Origin of the sequence: Stenotrophomonas sp. Sm2128 (assembly GCF_030985535.1) — a bacterium.
GTDB lineage: Bacteria > Pseudomonadota > Gammaproteobacteria > Xanthomonadales > Xanthomonadaceae > Stenotrophomonas > Stenotrophomonas maltophilia.
In genome coordinates this window covers 1-18,704 of the sequence record NZ_JAPTFQ010000045.1, presented here as the reverse complement: position 1 = coordinate 18,704, position 18,704 = coordinate 1, and the positions used below count along the sequence as shown (strand labels likewise).

8 protein-coding genes, 1 tRNA gene and 1 pseudogene are annotated in these 18,704 nt (G+C 63.1%); 9 read left to right on the top strand and 1 reads right to left on the bottom strand.

Annotated elements, in window-relative coordinates:
• Positions 1-34 precede the first annotated feature (34 nt).
• The 8 genes and pseudogenes from O0K41_RS13660 (at position 35) to O0K41_RS13625 (ending at position 17,341) form a co-directional block, all read left to right on the top strand.
• The gene (locus O0K41_RS13660) at positions 35-3,394 is read left to right on the top strand and encodes a TIM-barrel domain-containing protein (protein WP_164221641.1); all 3,360 of its coding nucleotides are present in this window, start codon (positions 35-37) and stop codon (positions 3,392-3,394) included.
• Between the two features lie 133 nt (positions 3,395-3,527).
• Positions 3,528-6,503, top strand: coding sequence for a TonB-dependent receptor (locus O0K41_RS13655; protein WP_005414779.1), 2,976 nt, complete (start codon positions 3,528-3,530; stop codon positions 6,501-6,503).
• Positions 6,504-6,568: 65 nt separating this feature from the next.
• Positions 6,569-7,924, top strand: a complete 1,356-nt coding sequence (locus O0K41_RS13650; protein WP_099481426.1) for a Gfo/Idh/MocA family oxidoreductase — start codon at positions 6,569-6,571, stop codon at positions 7,922-7,924.
• Between the two features lie 313 nt (positions 7,925-8,237).
• Positions 8,238-12,908 carry an RHS repeat-associated core domain-containing protein gene (locus O0K41_RS13645; protein WP_164221639.1) on the top strand — a complete coding sequence of 1,557 codons (4,671 nt, stop codon included), beginning with the start codon at positions 8,238-8,240 and terminating at the stop codon, positions 12,906-12,908.
• Positions 12,909-14,261: 1,353 nt separating this feature from the next.
• A pseudogene (locus O0K41_RS13640) lies at positions 14,262-15,578 on the top strand (RHS repeat-associated core domain-containing protein); the annotation flags it as partial.
• 14 nt (positions 15,579-15,592) lie between these two features.
• On the top strand, positions 15,593-16,060 hold the full coding sequence (locus O0K41_RS13635; protein WP_234411817.1) for a hypothetical protein: 468 nt from the start codon (positions 15,593-15,595) through the stop codon (positions 16,058-16,060).
• Between the two features lie 337 nt (positions 16,061-16,397).
• Positions 16,398-16,895: a hypothetical protein gene (locus tag O0K41_RS13630; RefSeq protein WP_239503540.1), complete on the top strand. Its 498-nt coding sequence runs from the start codon at positions 16,398-16,400 to the stop codon at positions 16,893-16,895.
• Positions 16,892-17,341, top strand: coding sequence for an adhesin (locus O0K41_RS13625; RefSeq protein ID WP_164221638.1), 450 nt, complete (start codon positions 16,892-16,894; stop codon positions 17,339-17,341). Before O0K41_RS13630 ends, O0K41_RS13625 begins: the two co-directional genes overlap by 4 nt.
• A gap of 82 nt (positions 17,342-17,423) precedes the next feature.
• Here O0K41_RS13625 and O0K41_RS13620 read toward each other — a convergent pair.
• Positions 17,424-17,500 (bottom strand) — tRNA-Arg (locus O0K41_RS13620).
• Positions 17,501-17,649: 149 nt separating this feature from the next.
• On the opposite strand from O0K41_RS13620, the gene ubiA reads away from it, so the two are divergent.
• On the top strand, positions 17,650-18,543 hold the full coding sequence (gene ubiA / locus O0K41_RS13615; RefSeq protein ID WP_049451183.1) for a 4-hydroxybenzoate octaprenyltransferase: 894 nt from the start codon (positions 17,650-17,652) through the stop codon (positions 18,541-18,543).
• Positions 18,544-18,704: the final 161 nt, after the last annotated feature.

Sequence of the window (18,704 nt, the reverse complement as noted above, 5' to 3'; positions counted from 1 at the left end):
TTCGAAACGCCCGGTGAACGGGTTGGGAGTCCGCGTGGAAAACTGCGTTCGTCGCTCGCCGCTGATGCTGGCCCTGTTGCCGGCATTGATGCTGGCGTCCATGCCGGCCCAGGCCGAGCCGGTCGGCAACCTGCGTTCGGTTGCCGCCAGCGCCAGCGGCGACGGCGTGCAGGGCTGGGACCTGCAGACCGACAAGGGCGCGCGCATCCGCATCGAACTGCCGGCCACCGACATCATCCGCGTGCAGGCCGGCCGCAACGGCACGCTGACCGGTGCCGGTGACAAGGCCGCACCGATCGTGCTGCCGCAGCCCAAGGCGAACGTGAAGGCGCAGCTGGAAGAAGACGCACAGGAAATCCGCGTGCGCACCGATGCACTGGTCCTGCATGTACAGCGGCAGCCGCTGCGCATGCGCCTGGAACGCCTGGACAACGGCCAGCCCACCGCGCTGTGGCAGGAACTGCAGCCGCTGGACCTGGATGCCACGCAGAGCGTGCAGGTGCTGTCCTCGCAGGCTGATGAAGGCTATTTCGGTGGCGGCCAGCAGAACGGCCGTTACCAGTTCAAGGGCCGCGAGCTGGACGTGTCCTACTCCGGTGGCTGGGAAGAGGGCGACCGCCCCAGCCCTGCACCGATGCTGCTGAGCAGCCGTGGCTGGGGCATGCTGCGCAACACCTGGAGCGATGGCAGCTACGATCTGCGCGAGGCCGACCAGGCCACGCTGCTGCACCGCGAAGACCGCTTCGATGCCTATTACTTCGTCGGCGCCGACCTGCCGAAACTGATCGAGCGCTACACCCAGCTGACCGGCCGCCCGAACATGGTCGCGCGCTGGGCGCTGTCCTACGGCGATGCCGATTGCTACAACGACGGTGACAATGCCAAGAAGCCCGGCACCGTGCCCGAAGGCTGGAGTGACGGCCCGACCGGCACCACGCCGGATGTGATCGACTCGGTGGCCAAGCAGTACCGCGCCCACGACATGCCCGGTGGCTGGATCCTGCCCAACGATGGCTACGGCTGCGGTTACAAGAAGCTGCCGGAAACCGTGCAGGGCTTGGCCAAGTACGGCTTCCGCACCGGCCTGTGGACCGAGAACGGCGTCGACAAGATCGCCTGGGAAGTGGGCAAGGCCGGCAGCCGCGTGCAGAAGCTGGACGTGGCCTGGACCGGCAAGGGCTACCAGTTCGCGATGGACGCCAACCGTCAGGCGTTCAACGGCATCCTCGACAATTCCGATTCGCGCCCGTTCCTGTGGACGGTGATGGGCTGGGCCGGCATCCAGCGCTATGCCGTGGCCTGGACCGGCGACCAGAGCAGCAGCTGGGATTACATCCGCTGGCACGTGCCGACCTTGGTCGGTTCGGGCCTGTCCGGCATGGCCTACGCCAGTGGCGATGTGGATGCGATCTTCGGCGGCAGCGCCGAAACCTTCACCCGCGACCTGCAGTGGAAAGCCTTCACCCCAGTGCTGATGGGCATGAGCGGCTGGTCGTCGAACGCGCGCAAGCACCCGTGGTGGTACGACGAGCCCTATCGCAGCATCAACCGCGATTACCTGAAGTTGAAGATGCGCCTGACCCCGTACATGTACGGGCTGGTGCACGAGGCTGCGCAGACCGGTGCACCGCCGGTGCGCGGCCTGATGTGGGACAACCCGCGCGACCCGCATGCGCAGGATGAAACCTACAAGTACCAGTTCCTGCTCGGCCGCGACCTGCTGGTGGCGCAGGTGTACCGCAGCCAGGCCGCCAGCCGTGGCTGGCGCCGCGACATCCACCTGCCGGCCGGCGGCTGGATCGACTACTGGGATGGCCGCCGCGTGCAGGCCGGCGCCGACGGCCGCCAGCTCGACCGCCAGGTGGACCTGGCCACGTTGCCGGTGTTCGTGCGTGCCGGTGCGATCCTGCCGATGTACCCGTCGATGCTGTTCGACGGCGAGAAGCCGCTGGATGAAGTGACGTTCGACCTGTACCCGCAGGGCGAGTCGCAGTACACGCTGTACGAAGACGATGGCAACACGCGCCGCTACCAGCAGGGTGAGTCGAGCACGCAGGTAATCCGCGTGCAGGCGCCGGCGCAGGGCAGCGGCCCGGTGCAGGTGCAGATCGATCCGGTGCAGGGCCAGTACAACGGCCAGCTGGCGCAGCGCCGTTATGGCCTGCGCGTGCTCAGCCGCCAGGCGCCGCGTGCGGTGCAGGCCGGTGGCCGCGCGTTGCCGGCGCTGGCCGATGCGGCGGCGTTCAACGGTGCGGCTGAAGGCTGGTACTTCGATGCCAACGAGCGCCGTGGCACGCTGCACGTGCGTACCGTTACCCAGGACATCCGCCAGCCGCTGCAACTGCAGCTGGACTTCGCGGTGGTCGCTGCGGCCGCCGACGATGCCTATCCGGCTGCGCCGGTGCTGGGCCGCGAACTGCCGGCCGACAGCCTGCTGGTGGTCAACCGCCCGGCCGAAGAGCCTGGCCATGCGCTGGAAAATGCCTTCGATGACGATCCGGCCACCTGGTTCCGCAGTGTGCGCAACCAGGCCGTGCGCACCGGTGCGCATGAGTGGGTGATCGGCTTCGGTGAGCGCAGGATGATCGACGGCATCGACATCGCGCCGCGCAACGACAAGAACTGGAAGCACGGCCAGGTGCGCGACTACGAGGTGTACCTGGGCGACAGCAATGGCGAGTGGGGCGAGCCGATCGCACGTGGCCGCCTGCAGTTGAAGGAGGGCGTGCAGCGCATCGCGTTCCCGGCCCATGCCGGGCGCCTGCTGCGCTTCCGCGTGCTGAGCGTGCAGAACCCCGAAGGCGACGGCGCCAGCAGCACCGACCCGATGGTCACCGCCGCACAGGGCAGTGCCCGCGCATTCGATGCACTGCAGCCACGCGACGTCGGCCCGATCGCCTTGTCCACCTTCCACATCCTCGAACACCAGGAACCGGAGCGACCGGCCCGGCAGCGCTATCTCTCCGAGCTGCCGGTGCCGGCCGCGCTGGCCAGCCAGCTGCGCACCGACCAGTCCTTCCGTGGCGACGCCGGCATGCGCATGAACGGCCTGCAGTTCCGCCGTGGCCTGGGCGTCGGCGCCAGCAGCCGCATCGACCTGCGCCTGCAGGGCGGCTGGCACCTGCTGCGTGCCGACCTCGGCATCGACGACGCCTGCCGCACCGCCGGTGGCCTGCAGTTCCAGGTCTGGGGTGACGACCGCCTGTTGTATGACAGCGGCCTGGTGAAGGCACCCGGCGTGGTCAAGCCGGAGCTGGACATCCGAGGCCTTTCCACCCTGAGCCTGCGCACGCTGGGTGCGCAGGGCAGTCAACCCGCCCAGGTCTGCGCCAACTGGGCCAATGCCGTACTGATCGGCCAGGAGGGCGACTCCGCCAGCATCGTCGCCCCATGACCCCCTCGTAACACCGCTCCTCCCCCCGCCCATTCCGACTACGGCCCTCGTGGCCGTGGCCCGGGAGCGTTTTGCCCGCCGAACGCCCACGCGCTCACTTATTGCGCTGCACCCCTGCCAGGAGAGAACCCCGATGTTGCCCGCCCGCCACCACCGCCCCCCCTGTCGTTCGATCGCTCCGCTGTCGCTGGCCATCGCCGGCGTGCTGCTGTCGGTCGCCGTTCCTGCCTTCGCCCAGGAGAGCAAGGACAAGGCCACCGACCTGGCCCGCATCGAGGTCACCGGTTCCAACATCCGCCGCACCGACGTTGAAACCGCCTCGCCGGTGCAGGTGATCAGCAAGCAGGACATCCAGAACATGGGTGCGCGCACGCTGCTGCAGGTGCTCGACAACCTGCCGGCCGCCCGCCCGGCGCAGCAGGACGCGCGTTCACTGTTCACCGGTTCCGATGGTGCCTCGCAGGCCAACCTGCGCGGCCTCGGTGCCCAGGGCACGCTGGTGCTGCTGAACGGTCGCCGCCTGTCGTACTACGGTGCACCGGCCGGCTTCCAGACCCAGTTCGTCAACATCGACGCGATCCCGGCCGCGGCCATCGAGCGCATGGAAGTGCTGACCGACGGCGCCTCGGCGGTGTACGGCACCGACGCGGTGGCCGGCGTGATCAACGTGATCACCAAGCGCAACTTCCAGGGGGCCGAGGTCAGCTTCACCAACGACACCTCTTCGCGCATCGACTCCTACGGCGAACGCCAGGCCAGCATCACCGCCGGCTTCGGTGACCTGGCCGAGAACCGCTTCAACATCTACGGCGCGGTGAACATGTACCGCCGCGACGCGATTCCGCTGAGCGATTTCTACGACAAGCGGCCCGACCAGTACTACGTCAACAATCCGAACTACCTCAACAACCTGCGCCTGGGCGTGGGCAGCAAGCCGGGTGAATTCAATCCGGGCACTTACTTCGCCTTCGATCCGGTCACCGGCCGCCGCGTGCAGGAAGCTGCGCCGGGTTGCAGGAACGTGCTGACCAGTGAAGCGGCCGGTCCGCGTTGCGTCTGGGAAACCTGGATGAATAACGAGATCGACGCTGGTGCCAAGTCCGAGCGCAACACCGCCTACCTCAACGGCACCTTCCTGGTCGGTGACAGCACCGAGATCTTCGCCGAGGCGACCTACACCGACATCGACCTGCGCGCCAACGGCGGCACGCCGCGCACCTACGGCACCACCACCGGCAACCCGACCAGCTGGTTCTCGCGCAATACCGGCAACACCGTCAACCAGTTCCTGTACCCGTTCCTGGGCCCGAACAACGAGTACAACCACGCCAGCCCGCAGATGAAGGCGATGATGGGCGGTGTGGTCGGCCTGAATTACCTGCTGCAGGATGCCGGCCCGAACTATTTCGGCCAGCGCAATACCGACAAGAGCTACCGCGTGCTGGCCGGTGCGCGTGGCAACCGGGGCGACTGGAACTGGGAAACCGCGTTCGCCAGCGCCGGCACCCACTCCACCACCTACCAGACGATCAACGTCAACACCAAGGGCTTCGAGAAGGCCTTCGGCCCGTACACGATCGATCCGGGCACCGGCCGCGTGATCATCTCCGACCATCCGGCGTACAAGTTCGGCGAGATCAGCGAAGCCAACGCCGCGCTGATCCGTGAAGCGTTCCCGACCTTCGACATCCAGTCGTGGACCCGCCTGCACACCCTCGACGGCAAGATCGAAGGCCCGCTGTTCCAGCTGCCGGCCGGTGAGATGCGTGCGGCATTCGGCTTCAACGCCAGCCGCGAAACCTTCTACACTCCGGGCAACGCCGACGCCGCCAACGGTCTGATCACCCAGCAGGGCGGTTCCTGGTTCGACGGCAAGCGCAACACCTACGCGCTGTTCGCCGAAACCGTGGCGCCGATCACCGACAAGCTGGAACTGGATGCGGCGGTGCGCGTGGACAAGTACCCGAACTTCAGCGCCAACGTGGCACCGAAGATCGGCTTCAAGTACCAGGCGTTCGACCAGCTGATGCTGCGCGGCACTTACTCCACCGGCTTCCGTGCACCGAGCCTGGCCGAGTCCGGCAATGGCGGCGTGTTCGCCCAGCTGGGCGGCTTCCGCGACGAGCTGCGCTGCAACGAGACCAACGCCATCGCCAACCTGTTGCTGAAGTCGCAGCGGCCGGGTGATGTCGACCTGGGCAAGAACATGCTGAACGTCGACTGCAGCCGCACCGTGGCCCGCATGACACAGCCGAACAAGGACCTGAAGCCGGAGAAGGCGAAGATCGCCACCCTCGGCTTCGTCTACGAGCCGGCGAGCTGGCTGTCGGTGTCGGCAGACTACTGGTTCATCTACCGCAACAACGAAATCGTCGCGCCGGACTATCGCCGCATGGAAGACATCATCTCGATGTCGCGCTCGCCGATCACCGACAGCGACCGCGCCAACCTGGCGCAGCTGGCGGCCATGTGTGCCGACCCGGCCAGTGGCGTGAGCTGCCCGTCGGTGCTGCCGGGCTATTCGGCCGGCAACGTGGCCAGCGTGGTGGGCCAGTACAAGAACCGGGGCAAGACCCTGATCGACGGCTTCGACATCGATGCGCGCAGCCGTTTCTCGCTGGGCGACTGGGGCAACCTGAACATCGGCCTGGCCGCCACCATCGCCAACCGCAACCGCTTCTACATGGATGCGGAGAACGGCTGGTACTACGGCGACGTGGTCGGCTACTACAACAACCCTCGCCTGCGTGCCACGCTCAATGCCGACTGGACCTACAAGCAGGTGACCACCAGCATGTTCGTCAACTACGTGGGCGGCACCAAGTGGGCCACCGACCAGGTTGATGAGGTGAGCAACAACAAGGAAACCTGCACCGGCGGCTACCTGGCCCTGCAGAAGAGCAAGTGCGATGGTGCGCCGTCGTGGTGGACTGCCAACATGAGTGTCACCTGGCGCCCGGATGACGCGTGGAACCTGAGCTTCACCGTCAAGAACCTGTTCAACCGCCTGCCGTTCTACGATCCGAACAGCTTCCTGGGTGACTCCAGTGACTACGCCACCATCTTCGGTCGTGGTTACAGTGTGACCATCGGCTACCGTTTCAAGTAATTCCGTTTGCGTTACCCGGCGGGCCGGCTACGGCCGGCTCGCCGCCAAGAGGAGAGATGTTTGCCATGAAGCGTAGGGAATTCATCGCGGCCAGTGCCGCTGTCGCCGCCAGCAGCCTGCTGCCGCAGACCCCGGCGTGGGCACGCGGGCGCAAAGTGCGCCTGGCCATGATCGGTACCGGCATGCGTGGCCTTGTGCTGCTGAAGGAGCTGGTGCGCCGCGACGATGTCGAGGTGGTCGCGCTGTGCGACATCGAACCGATCATGCTCGGCCGCGCCGTGGAGATGGTGACCAAGGCCGGCAAGCCGGCCCCGAAGACCTACGGCCAGGATCGCGACACCAATGCCTGGAAGCGCCTGCTGGATCAGAAGGGCATTGATGGCGTGATCATCGCCACGCCGTGGGAGTACCACGCGCCGATGGCGATTGCCGCGATGCAGGCTGGCGTGGCGGTGGGCTGCGAAGTGGTGGCCGGCATCACCCTGCAGGACCACTGGGACGTGTTGAAGACCCAGTTGAGCACCGGCACCCCGTACATGCTGCTGGAGAACGTCTGCTACCGTCGCGACGTGATGGCGGCCTTGCAGATGGTGCGCCAGGGCCTGTTCGGCGAACTGGTGCATCTGCAGGCCGGCTATCAGCACGACCTGCGCGGGGTGAAGTTCAATTCCGGCGACCCGAACCAGCCCTACGACAGCGGCGTGGAGTTCGGCCCCAAGGGCTGGAGCGAAGCACGCTGGCGCACCGAGCATTCGGTGCAGCGCAACGGCGAGCTGTACCCCAGCCACGGCATCGGCCCGTGCGCGATGTATACCGGCATCAACCGTGGCAACCGCTTCACCCATATCAATGCCTTCGCGACCAAGGCGCGTGGCCTGCACGAGTACACCGTTGCCAAGAGTGGTGGCACCACCCACCCCAGCACCAAGGTGAAGTTCAAGCTGGGCGACATCGTCACCACCACGCTGGCCTGCGAGAACGGTGAGACCATCCTGCTGCAGCACGACACTTCGCTGCCGCGCCCGTACTCGATGGGCTTCCGCGTGCAGGGCACCAAGGGCCTGTGGATGGACGTGAACCATTCGATCCACATCGAAGGCCGCAGCCCGCCGCACCAGTGGGAAGAGTTCAAGAAGTACCAGGACGAGTACGAGCATCCGCTGTGGAAACAGAATGCCGACACCGCTGCGAGTGCAGGGCATGGTGGTATGGACTGGTTCGTCATCCATGCCTTTGTTGAAGCGCTGAAGGCCAAGGCGCCGATGCCGATCGACATCTACGACGCAGTGACCTGGAGCGCGATCACCCCGCTGAGCGAGCAGTCGATCGCCAACAGCTTCCAGACCCTGGAGTTCCCGGACTTTACTGCTGGTGCGTGGAAGCAGCGCAAGCCGATCTTTGCGTTTGATGGGAAGTACTGAGATTTACCCCTTCCATGCGGTGACGGAAACGCCGGGCGATGCCCGGCGTTTCTGTTTCTGGGGCATTCGCCTTGTAGAGCCGAGCCCACGCTTGGCTGCATTTCCGACACGCCCCCCCCCGCATCAGAAAGTTCTGAAATTCGACTCATTCCACAGTTTTTTGACTTGAATGTGTAAACCACATCGGAGATAACGTCCCCATGCGGCCACGCCGCATTCCGGACCAGGGACGATCCGAAGCATGACGTGAGGAGGTTGCTGCCCACGTTCTCGTTCCCGCCGGCGCTGTGTCCGTCCAGGAAGGAGAACAGGGATGTTGAAGGCAAACTCTGGCACTTCGCTCATCAGTCTTGCGCTGTTCGTGCTGGCGTGCTCGACGTCCAGCGTGCAGGCGCAGGAGATCGAGAAGAAATGGGAAAGCTACTTCTCGATGGGAGAGCCCCGTTCCACGGAGGCGGCTGTCCAGAAAGACATACGGGCCTTCTTCGCCGAGTATGAGGTCGATAAGCCTTTCGTTTGGGAGGTCAAGCGCCAGAGGGCCCTTCCTAACAAGACGATCTATGACTATCGCGTCAAGCCCGAGAAGATCGTCACCACGGATTGGGTGTATGAGCAGAACCATCAGAAGTACGCCACGGAGGATGCCGTCCGCAGCATGTTCCTGTCGAAGAATGCGAGCGATCCGCGGTGCGCTGCCACCGTCATGACTGAAGAGGCCTGGGAGGAGGTTGGCGGGCTTGGAGTGGGAGATGACGGTAGCGTCATCAACGAAAGCAAGCGCTACAAATTCGCTAAGAACACTTATTTCGAGGGCATTAATTCCTGCAGGCAGACGGTCTTCTGGCAAAATGCATCTCGGAGTAGAACCGCAAAATGCATGAATCGCCCCATGATGATGTGGGACGATAACCTGGGCATGTGCGCCCTGATCCAGCAGGACGACCCAAACATGGCAATGCTGCTGGCGTACTGGACTTCTCCTTTGCCGCCGCAGGAGTGCAAAGTCGGTAATCCGTGCGACCCCACCACCGGCGACAAGTCTCAGCCGGAAGCGGACCTTGATCTCGGGTGGGTCCGCTTCGATCGCCAGTATCATTCCTTGACCGGCACCAGCGGCGGAGCCATGGGCCAAGGATGGACGCACTCGCACAACATTCGCCTGACGCTCGGCGTTGACGACACGGACTTTCCACCGAGTTCGGAAGTCCAGGTGGGTTTGATTGACGCTGAGGGTGGCCAGCTCGCCTTCAAGAAGGTGGGAGCGGTGTATGAGGCAATGGATGGCAGTGGGGACCGCGTGGCTCAACAGGGGAGCCTATGGTTGTTGTCGCGGGCTCAGGAGCGCATTCAGTTCGATGCCGGCGGCCTGATGCAGCGCCGCGATTTCGAAGACGGAACCTCGCTAACCTATGCACACGACAGCCGTGGCCGCCTGCTCAGCATCACCCATTCAACCGGCCGGCGCGTGGACGTCCAGTATCTCGCGCCGGGTGACGATTCGCTGATCTCGGCCCTGGTGATCGCCGGCCAGCCCGTGGTGAGCTACGCCTATTCCCCGGCCGGGGAATTGATCAGTGCGACCTACGCAGACGGTGCCAGCCGCACGTATCACTATGAGGACGCCCGCTTCCCGGGCTACCTGACCGGCATTACCGCCGAGGGCAACCAGCGTTACAGCTGGTACGGCTACGACGCCAAGGGGCGGGTCACCTGCAGCCGCCATTCCGGCGATTGCAGTCAGGCCGACGTGGGCATTGATGGCGTGCGCCTGGAGTACACCCTGGCAGGTACCACGATCGTCACCGACGCACTGGGCAAGCAGAGTACCTACGCATTGACCGCCAGCGGCGCCAGTGGCCTTCCGCGCAAGGTCAACGGCGTCACCGAGAGCAACGGCAGCATCAGTCGCACCTATCTGCCCGAGGGCACTGATTTCCGGCGCCGGCTGCAGTCGGTGACCGATCGCCGAGGCGTTGTCACCCAGTATGCCTATTCCGAGGCCAGCGATGCTGCCGCAGGCGCCATCAGCGTGACCACCACCACTGAAGCGGCCGGTACTCCGGACCAACGCGTCAGCGAAACGCGAGTGGCTCTGGACAGCAATCGGCTGGTGCAACAGACCGTCGGCAACCGTGAGATCCGCATCGTGCGCAATGCACGCCTCCAGCCGACCACCATCGCCGTGCGCGACATGGTGACCGGTGACACCCGCGTCACCACGCAGACCTACTGTGAGGCAGAGGGCCCGGAGTGCCCGCTGATGGGACTGCTGCGTAGCGTGGATGGCCCGCGTAGTGATGTGGCGGATGTCTCCACCTATGCCTACTACACCGCGGATGACGCGGCGTGCGCGGCCAATGGTGCCTGCACCTATCGCAAGGGCGACCTGCGCAGCGTGACCAATGCGCTGGGCCAGACGGTCGAGACTCTGGCCTACGACGCGTTCGGGCGGCCATTGTCGGTCAAGGACGCCAACGGCGTGGTGACTGATTACACCTACCATCCCCGCGGCTGGCCGACCTCCATCACCGTGCGCGGCGCGACCACGACCGAGGATCGGGTGACCCAGATCAGCTACTGGCCGACCGGCCAGGTGCAACAGGTCACCGAGCCTGACGGCAGCAGCGTTACCTATGTCTACGACGCCGCCCAGCGGCTGACGGATATCGCCGACAACGCCGGCAACACCATTCACTACACGCTGGACAACGCCGGCAACCGCCTCAAGGAAGACACGCTGGATACTGGCGGCACGCTGCGTCGCACCCTGGCGCGGACGTTCAACACACTTGGCCAGCTGACCGCGCTGAAGGACGCCGGCAATCATGCTACCGGCTTTGCCTACGATGCCAACGGCAACCCCCAGACGATCACCGACGCCCTGCAGCGCGTGACCAGCCAGCAGTACGACCCGCTCAACCGATTGGCGCAGATCCTGCAGGATGCCGGCGGCGTGGCGGCGGAGATCCGCAGCCAGTACAACGCGCTGGACCAGGTCACCCAGGTCACCGACCCGAAAGGCCTGCATACGACCTATGCCTACAACGGGCTCGGTGATCTGACCGGGCAGGTCAGCCCGGACAGTGGCGCCAGCAGCTTCACCGTGGACGCCGCCGGCAACCGCAAGACGGCCACCGATGCACGCGGCATCACCGCCACCTATCACTACGATGCACTCAACCGCCTGATCGGCATCGCCTATCCGGACCCCAATCTGGACGTGGGCTACAGCTATGACGTGGCGCCGGCCGCCTGTGCCGCCGACGAGCGCTTCGCCAAGGGCCGCCTGGGGCAGGTGCTGCACGCAAATGGCAGCACCCAGTACTGCCATGACCGTTTCGGCCAGGTCACCCGCAAGGTGCAGACCGTCAATGGTGTGGCCACCACTCTGCGCTATGCCTACAGCAAGTCGGGTCGCTTGACCGCGTTGACCTACCCCGACGGCAGCGTGGCCGACTACGTGCGCGATACCCAGGGCCGCATCAGCCAGATCGGCCTCACCCGCCCCGGCCAGGCGCGCCAGATCGTGGTGAACAACGTGACCTATGCGGCCTTCGGCCCGGCCACCGGCTGGGCCTATGGCAATGGGCGGCAGCTGCAGCGTCCGCTGGACTTGGACTATCGCCCGCAGGCGGTGCACGACCCGGCTGCGGGCGGTCTGTCGCTGGGCTACGGCTACGACCCGGTCGGTTCGATCACCGAGCTGAAGAACGGCGCAGGTCCGACGGTGCTGGCCAAGTACGCCTACGACACGCTGGGCCGCCTGACCCAGACCCAAGACGGCGCGACCGGCACGCCGATTGAAACCTATGCCTACGACGCCACCGGCAATCGCACCGCGCTGACCACCTCGGCAGGCACCGCCAGCTACACCTACCCCGCAACCAGCCATCGCCTGACTGCGGTGGATGGCGAAGCGCGCACCCATGACGCAGCGGGCAATACCACCAGCATCGGCAGCAAGACCTTCACCTACAGCGATGCCAACCGCATGAACGCGGTGAAGCAGGGCGATGCCGTGCTGGAAAGCTACGGTTACAACCATCGCGGCGAGCGCGTGCTGCGTACTCCAGCCGGTGGCGCAGCTCAGATCACGCTGTACGATGAGGCCGGGCAGTGGCTGGGCAACTACTCGGCCACGGGGCAGGCGCAACAGCAGGCCATCTGGCTGGATAACTACCCGGTGGCGCTGATCAACGTGCCGGGCACCGGCGTGCCGGAACTTGCCTACGTCCAACCAGATCATCTGGGCACACCGCGCGTGGTGATTGATCCGGTGAGTGATGTCGCGATCTGGGAGTGGAACAACAGGAGCGAGGTGTTCGGCAACCAGATTCCGAGTGCCGATCCCGATGGCGATGGTGTGGCGTTCGAGCTGGCGTTGCGCTTCCCCGGCCAGCAGGCGACGGATTCGAGTGGGTTGTTCTACAACTACCAGCGGGAATACGACCCGGCGGTGGGGCGGTATTCGCAGAGTGATCCGATCGGTTTGAGAGGCGGAGCTTCAATCTACGCGTACACAGGAAATGATCCGTTAGACTTTGTCGATCCATTAGGACTTCTCCGCTATCACTCGTGGGTCAGCAAGAAGTACCCCGCGACGACGGAATTCTTGAATGGAACGAAAGATCGAATGACCAGTCGCAAATATGATGGATTCCAGCGATACGGAAACATCGGACAGGGGCATCTTGATCAGCTTCTATCGAAATGCGATGGGCCAGTCATTACGCCAAAATACATGAGGCATGACGATGGTAGTTACGCGCCTGGCTCGGGTGAGATATTTATTCATGAGACCTATTTTGACCGCTTCGAATCGGGTGACCGAAGCCCAGAACTCCTGCAGAAGCTGGAAAGAACACTGGAGCACGAGTTGGTTCACTTCTCGGAGTATTTCTGGAACAAAAATCAGTACAAGGGCGAGGAGGGTTGGAGCTATGAAGAGTATGTCTATGGGATCAGAAGGCCTGCTTCACACTAACCTCTTTCGCGTTGGCTTGTGCTTGATAATTGCATTTACCCTATTTGGATGCGCAAAGTCATCCAGTGAAAGAGGTGCTCCGTGTAGTCATGATCCGGTGGCAATCATCCAGGCGGCATCCTCGGATTCAGCGCTTTCTGCATACGGAGGAGATGGATGGGGATCTTCACGGATAAACGTTCTATGGGATGGCGATGAATCGTCATCTTCATTGCCGTTGTGCGAAGCCAACGGCGGGAGATTTCAGTTCGTAAAGTCGTCGTCATATGATCGCACTTCGCCATTCATTGCCATTGAGAAGTTGTACTTTGATGACGATGCTGCTTTCATGGAAATCGGATTCCCTCCGACAGGAAAGAACGCAGATGTGTTCTTGAGAAAAGAGGAAGGAGTATGGCGGGTCAAGAAGACACATCTATGGGAGAACTAGCCCCATCCACATCGGGTCTCTACGTTTGCTCCGTCTGCCCTAGCATCCCGTGCGTCGGACCCGAGCTGATTCTTCTCGAACGCTACCTCCATGATCGCCATTGTTCGGTAGCACACGCCGCATGTGCGGCGTGTGTTCCATAACATCCGCATCGGGCCTGCTCTAATCAGCAGGCCACAGCGCAGCCACCCGGTCCGCCCACCAGCTCGGTATCCGACTAGATCACGGGGGGCGTGTGGCGTGCGGCAGCTCTCACTGGACGAGAACACTGGTGGGGCCAAGGGACTCAACAGGAAGCAATCAGTACCCATACTCAACTGAACGCCGTGCTCTCCCAGGTATCCTCGCCCCCTGGTCAGACCGCGACGGCAGTCAGTGCAGTAGCATCCAAGTATCCCGTACAGCTACTGAGCCGCGCTGCCTCGGGTTTCGGTGTCAGTTATATATTTTCACCAGCGGTAAGGATCCCGGTATCCGGCTCGCTGTCTATGTTCATCCTTTAGAGTTACCTATCAGCATCCTGATGCTGTCGCAGCGGCGGCAATAGTTGGCGAGGAGGTTTGCCGGTGAGGTCGATACTTTCATTCACGTGCTCCTCCTGCGGGGCACGTGAACAGAGCTTCTCTACATTCAATTCACTTAACAGGTCGGTGCGGAAGTATTGCGGGCGTTGCGGATTCGGCGTCGAGTCTGTACAGATATGTGCTTCTTCTACTCTATGCTCATGTACTGGCCGTCATCGCTGTATTCCCTTCGTGCTTGCGGTTACAGGCAATAAATGGTGGCTGGCCCTGACAGTTGTAATAGTGTTCGCACTCTTGGTCCTCGCTCCTGCCATGGTAATTCACGCCAAAAACGCGGTGCGTTGCGCGGGTACGGAATCGTAGAATTGCCATGCTTGGACTCAATCGGCCGCAACGACCTCTGAACTGAAGACCGGCACATGCTCGACGGTGCTGGCCAAGTACGCCTACGACGCTCTGGGCCGCCTGACCCAGACCCAGGACGGCACGACCGGCACGCCGATTGAAACCTATGCGTATGACGCCACCGGCAATCGTACCGCGCTGACCACGTCGGCAAGCACCGCCAGCTACACCTATCCCGCAAGCAGCCATCGCCTGACTGCGGTGGATGGCGAGGCGCGTACCCATGACGCAGCGGGCAATACCAGCAGCATCGGCAGCAAGACGTTCACCTACAACGATGCCAACCGCATGAACGCGGTGAAGCAGGGCGATGCTGTACTGGAGAGCTACGCCTACAACCATCGCGGCGAGCGCGTGCTGCGGACCCCTGCCGGTGGTGCGGCTCAGATCACCCTGTATGACGAGGCGGGGCAATGGCTGGACAACTACTCGGCCACGGGCCAGGCGCAGTTGCAGGCCATCTGGTTGGACAACTATCCGGTGGCGCTGATCAATGTGCCGAGTACCGGTGTTCTGCAGCTGGCCTACGTGCAGCCGGATCATCTGAGTACGCCGCGCGTGGTGATCGATCCGATGCGCGATGCGGCGATCTGGGAGTGGAACAACAAGAGCGAGGTGTTCGGCAACCAGATTCCGAACGCTGATCCGGATGGGGATGGTGGGGCGTTCGAGCTGGCGCTACGATTCCCGGGCCAGCAGGCCACGGCTGCGAGTGGGTTGTTCTACAACTACCAGCGGGAGTATGACCCGGCAGCGGGGCGCTATTCGCAGAGTGATCCGATGGGATTCGACGGAGGGGTATCTACCTTCTCCTATGTATCAGCTGATCCAGTGCAGGTGGTTGATCCGCTCGGACTGCTGGCCAATTGCACTTGCGTGGACGGTGGAGTTCATATCGACATCCCTATTCGCTTCAGTGGTGAGGGAGCTACTCCTGAGACTTTGAGAAAAATGGTAAATGCAATTGAATCGACCTGGTCTGCGCCCGGATTTACAGTGACTGTTAGCCAGCCGGAGAAAGGTCGGTTAAACCGTGTTGAGGTTCCGCTGGGGAGGGGGGCGACCGTAACTGGAGGCAGTGTCGGTAAATGGTATGCAGGAAACACTGAGTGGACGGCTGCGCACGAAGCAGGGCATTTGATGAAATTCAAGTACGATGGTCGTTTTGATATGTACGATGTGGTGTCGCAGGCGCCATCTCGTTCTACCAAGCCCGTTCCGGGGTGGGAGGGAAACATCATGGCAGAGCATCTTGGCGTTCCAGACGATAGGGTTCGGGACGCTATCAAGAAGCGGTTGGGGTGCAAATGATGGTGAGTCTACGCGTGGCTGCGCTCCTTCTTCCATTGCTCGGAGGCTGTGGCACTAGCCAGATCAAACACATTGAATGGAACTCAGATTGGGTGGACTTTTCATCGGATGAGATCATTCCTGGGAACTCGACGACACTTCGAAGTGACCGCTTGGCCACCTTGAATCCGCAGAGCGAAAAATCGATTGCTCAGTGGATGCTCGATCAGAACTTGAGCATCATCCAAGCATCGGATGCTGCTGAGAAATTCGCGCCACTACAGTTGAATGGGTTAGTGCCGGCAGAGGGGGAGACTGTTTATCTCGTCAGAGCGGCCTCGGGTGCAGGAGGCGGGAGTTTTGTCGGCTACATAAATGACAATGGAATTCTCATCTTGTACGGGGTAATGGGAAGTTGTGGGGAGCAAGTGCATCGAGTGGTTGCTGTGAGCCTGAGTAAGAGGCCTGCCAAGGTCTTCGGAGGGTGCTCAGGAGCGCTTTGAAGATTCTTATGTGTGTGGGTCTGAGGTGGGAATAGGGAAGTGGGAATTTCATTTGCGAGCGCTCTGTTGGTGTGTTTGCGGGCGGGGGCATAGATTGCAGCTGTTGAGCGGGCATGTAGGCCGGCAGGGAGCTGACGCAGGGATGGATTACAGGACGGATCACCATCGGGCCAACGCAATGGGCTCTACCGTGCGTGCAGCTCGATGAACATCATGGATCCTGTACTCAGCGAACTGCTTTCCCGGTTCGGTGTCGACAGTGACTTCGGGCAGGCAGTACTCTCGAGCGCTGCGCGATGGGCTGCGTGAGTAGGCCGCCAAGCAGGAGGCAAGGTGCATGAGCGCCCGCGCTCCTCCACAACAGAACGCGATCGGCCTGCACGCCTCGGAGAGGTACAAGATGAAAGCGAGGCAGATTCTTCGGTACGGGCTGGCCTACGCGGTGTCGTGTGGAGCACTCTGGCTGTTCCTGCACTTTGTGGGCAGGGCGCTTTACGCCTTCGACTCACATCAGGTTTTCTTCTGGCTGTATGCCGTCAGCCTTCTGTTGCTGGGAATTGGCGCACGGGTTCCCGCCGCTGGCCGCCTGACGTTCAGGCGGCTTGCCAAGGGGGCTGGCTTGGGGCTGCTCGCGGGCCTTCTGGCCCAGGTCGTGGTACTTGTACTGGAAGCCTACAGATTCAGCGGATTCAGGCCATCGCTGCTCTGGCAGGTACCGGTTTCGCTGACGGTGATCAGCGTCGTGCTGCTCACGCCGCTCTGGGGCGTAGTGCTGGTTGCCCTCACCGCCGCATTCCGCCGCGACAACCACCCACATCAGGCCTCGAACCCATGAAGCGCCTGACTGCCTTTTGCCTCGCGGCCGCACTGACATCCTGTGCGGCGCATCCGAACAGCACGACGAAGTGTCAGCCGGCCCAATTCACTTACATCGGCACCGAGAGCATCGACGGGCTGACCTATGGGCGCTTCCAGGTCAGCCACAACGCTGGTCAGCCGCTTCAGCTGTGGGTGGATGAGAGACGCAGGTTGAACTCAAGGACCGCTCGCGCAGAGATGAGGCGCACAGGCGAAGATGCCTGGCGGCCTTACAACGTGATCCTTGAGGAAATCACACCGGGAGCGATCGGGGTGTCGATCGGGCAGGATGAACAGCAGAGCGTTCTGTTCGATGGTGATGGCCTGTTCCTGCCCGGCGCATCCAGCGCGGGCGCGAATTACTCCATCGTGGTACAGGACGCTGCCGATTGCGAACATCGCTCGGCAACGTTCATTCCCTGACATTCCTGGCGGCGAGCCGGATTCCTTGCGACTTCGCAGCATCGCCCGGTTGGGACGCTGCGTACAGGCAATGAAGGAAAAATGGCGCGCCCGGAGGGATTCGAACCCCCGACCAATGGCTTCGGAAGCCACTACTCTATCCGGCTGAGCTACGGGCGCGTTGTAGAACCGCCGCACCACCGACCAGTGCCGGGGCGGGCATCGCAGCGCCATGAGGCGGTGCGGGACCGGCATTCTATCCAGTTTCGCCGAACAAATCTCCCCCCACGGGCAAAGCCCTGCCGGAGGCGCAGGAGTATCCTATCGCCATGGCTGATACCCCCCTCATTTCGCCGCAGTCGCCGGCGACGCCGCGTTGGCGGCATTACTGGAGTCTGATGCGCGCTGATCGCCCGATCGGCACGCTGCTGCTGCTGTGGCCCACCTGGTGGGCGCTGTGGCTGGCCGCAGGCGGCCTGCCGCCGCTGTGGACCCTGTTCGTGTTCACCGCCGGTGTGTGGCTGACCCGCTCGGCCGGTTGCGTCATCAACGACTACGCCGATCGCTGGCTCGACCCGCACGTGGAGCGCACCAAGTCCCGCCCGCTTGCGACCGGCGCAATCAGTGGCCGCGCCGCGCTCGCTCTGTTCGCGGTGCTGATGCTGGTTGCGTTCGGCCTGGTGCTGACGATGAACGGGCTGACCATCGGCCTGAGCTTCATCGGCGTGTTCCTGGCCGCCAGCTACCCCTACCTGAAGCGCTACACCCATCTGCCGCAGGTCTACCTGGGCATGTCGTTCGGCTGGGGCATCCCGATGGCCTTCGCCGCCGTGCAGGGCGAGGTGCCGATGCTGGGTTGGCTGCTGTACGCCGGCAACATCCTGTGGTCCACCGCCTACGACACCTGGTACGCCATGGTCGACCGCGAGGACGACCTGAAGATGGGCTCGCACTCCACCGCGATCCTGTTCGGCGACCTCGACCTGGTCATCCAGGGCGTGCTGTACGCGCTGTTCCTGGCCACTATGGCGCTGGTCGGCGTGCGTGGAGGGTTGGGTGGGTACTACCTGGCCGGTGTGGCCGTGGCTACCGCGCTGGTGGTGTACGAATTCTGGATCTGCCGCAACCGCGAGCGCGGCCCCTGCTTCAAGGCGTTCCTGCACAACAACTGGGTGGGTGCCGCGCTGTTTGCCGGCATCGCCGTGGATCTGGCACTGCGTTGAGCCCAAGGTGAGGTAGAGCCGGCCGCTGGCCGGCTGCACGACCATCCCAATTGGGAATTTGCCGGCCAGCGGCCGGCGTTACCGCCTTCCACCACCTGCGATGATGCTTGGATCTGGTAGAGCCGGCCGCTGGCCGGCTGCACCCGTGTGCGATCTCGAGG

Bases quoted from the DNA above. Each gene is read 5' to 3' on its own strand.
- O0K41_RS13645 (WP_164221639.1), top strand. From the start codon at position 8,238: ATGTTGAAGGCAAACTCTGGCACTTCGCTCATCAGTCTTGCGCTGTTC.
- O0K41_RS13630 (WP_239503540.1), top strand. From the start codon at position 16,398: ATGAGCGCCCGCGCTCCTCCACAACAGAACGCGATCGGCCTGCACGCC.
- O0K41_RS13655 (WP_005414779.1), top strand. From the start codon at position 3,528: ATGTTGCCCGCCCGCCACCACCGCCCCCCCTGTCGTTCGATCGCTCCG.
- ubiA (WP_049451183.1), top strand. From the start codon at position 17,650: ATGGCTGATACCCCCCTCATTTCGCCGCAGTCGCCGGCGACGCCGCGT.
- O0K41_RS13625 (WP_164221638.1), top strand. From the start codon at position 16,892: ATGAAGCGCCTGACTGCCTTTTGCCTCGCGGCCGCACTGACATCCTGT.
- O0K41_RS13650 (WP_099481426.1), top strand. From the start codon at position 6,569: ATGAAGCGTAGGGAATTCATCGCGGCCAGTGCCGCTGTCGCCGCCAGC.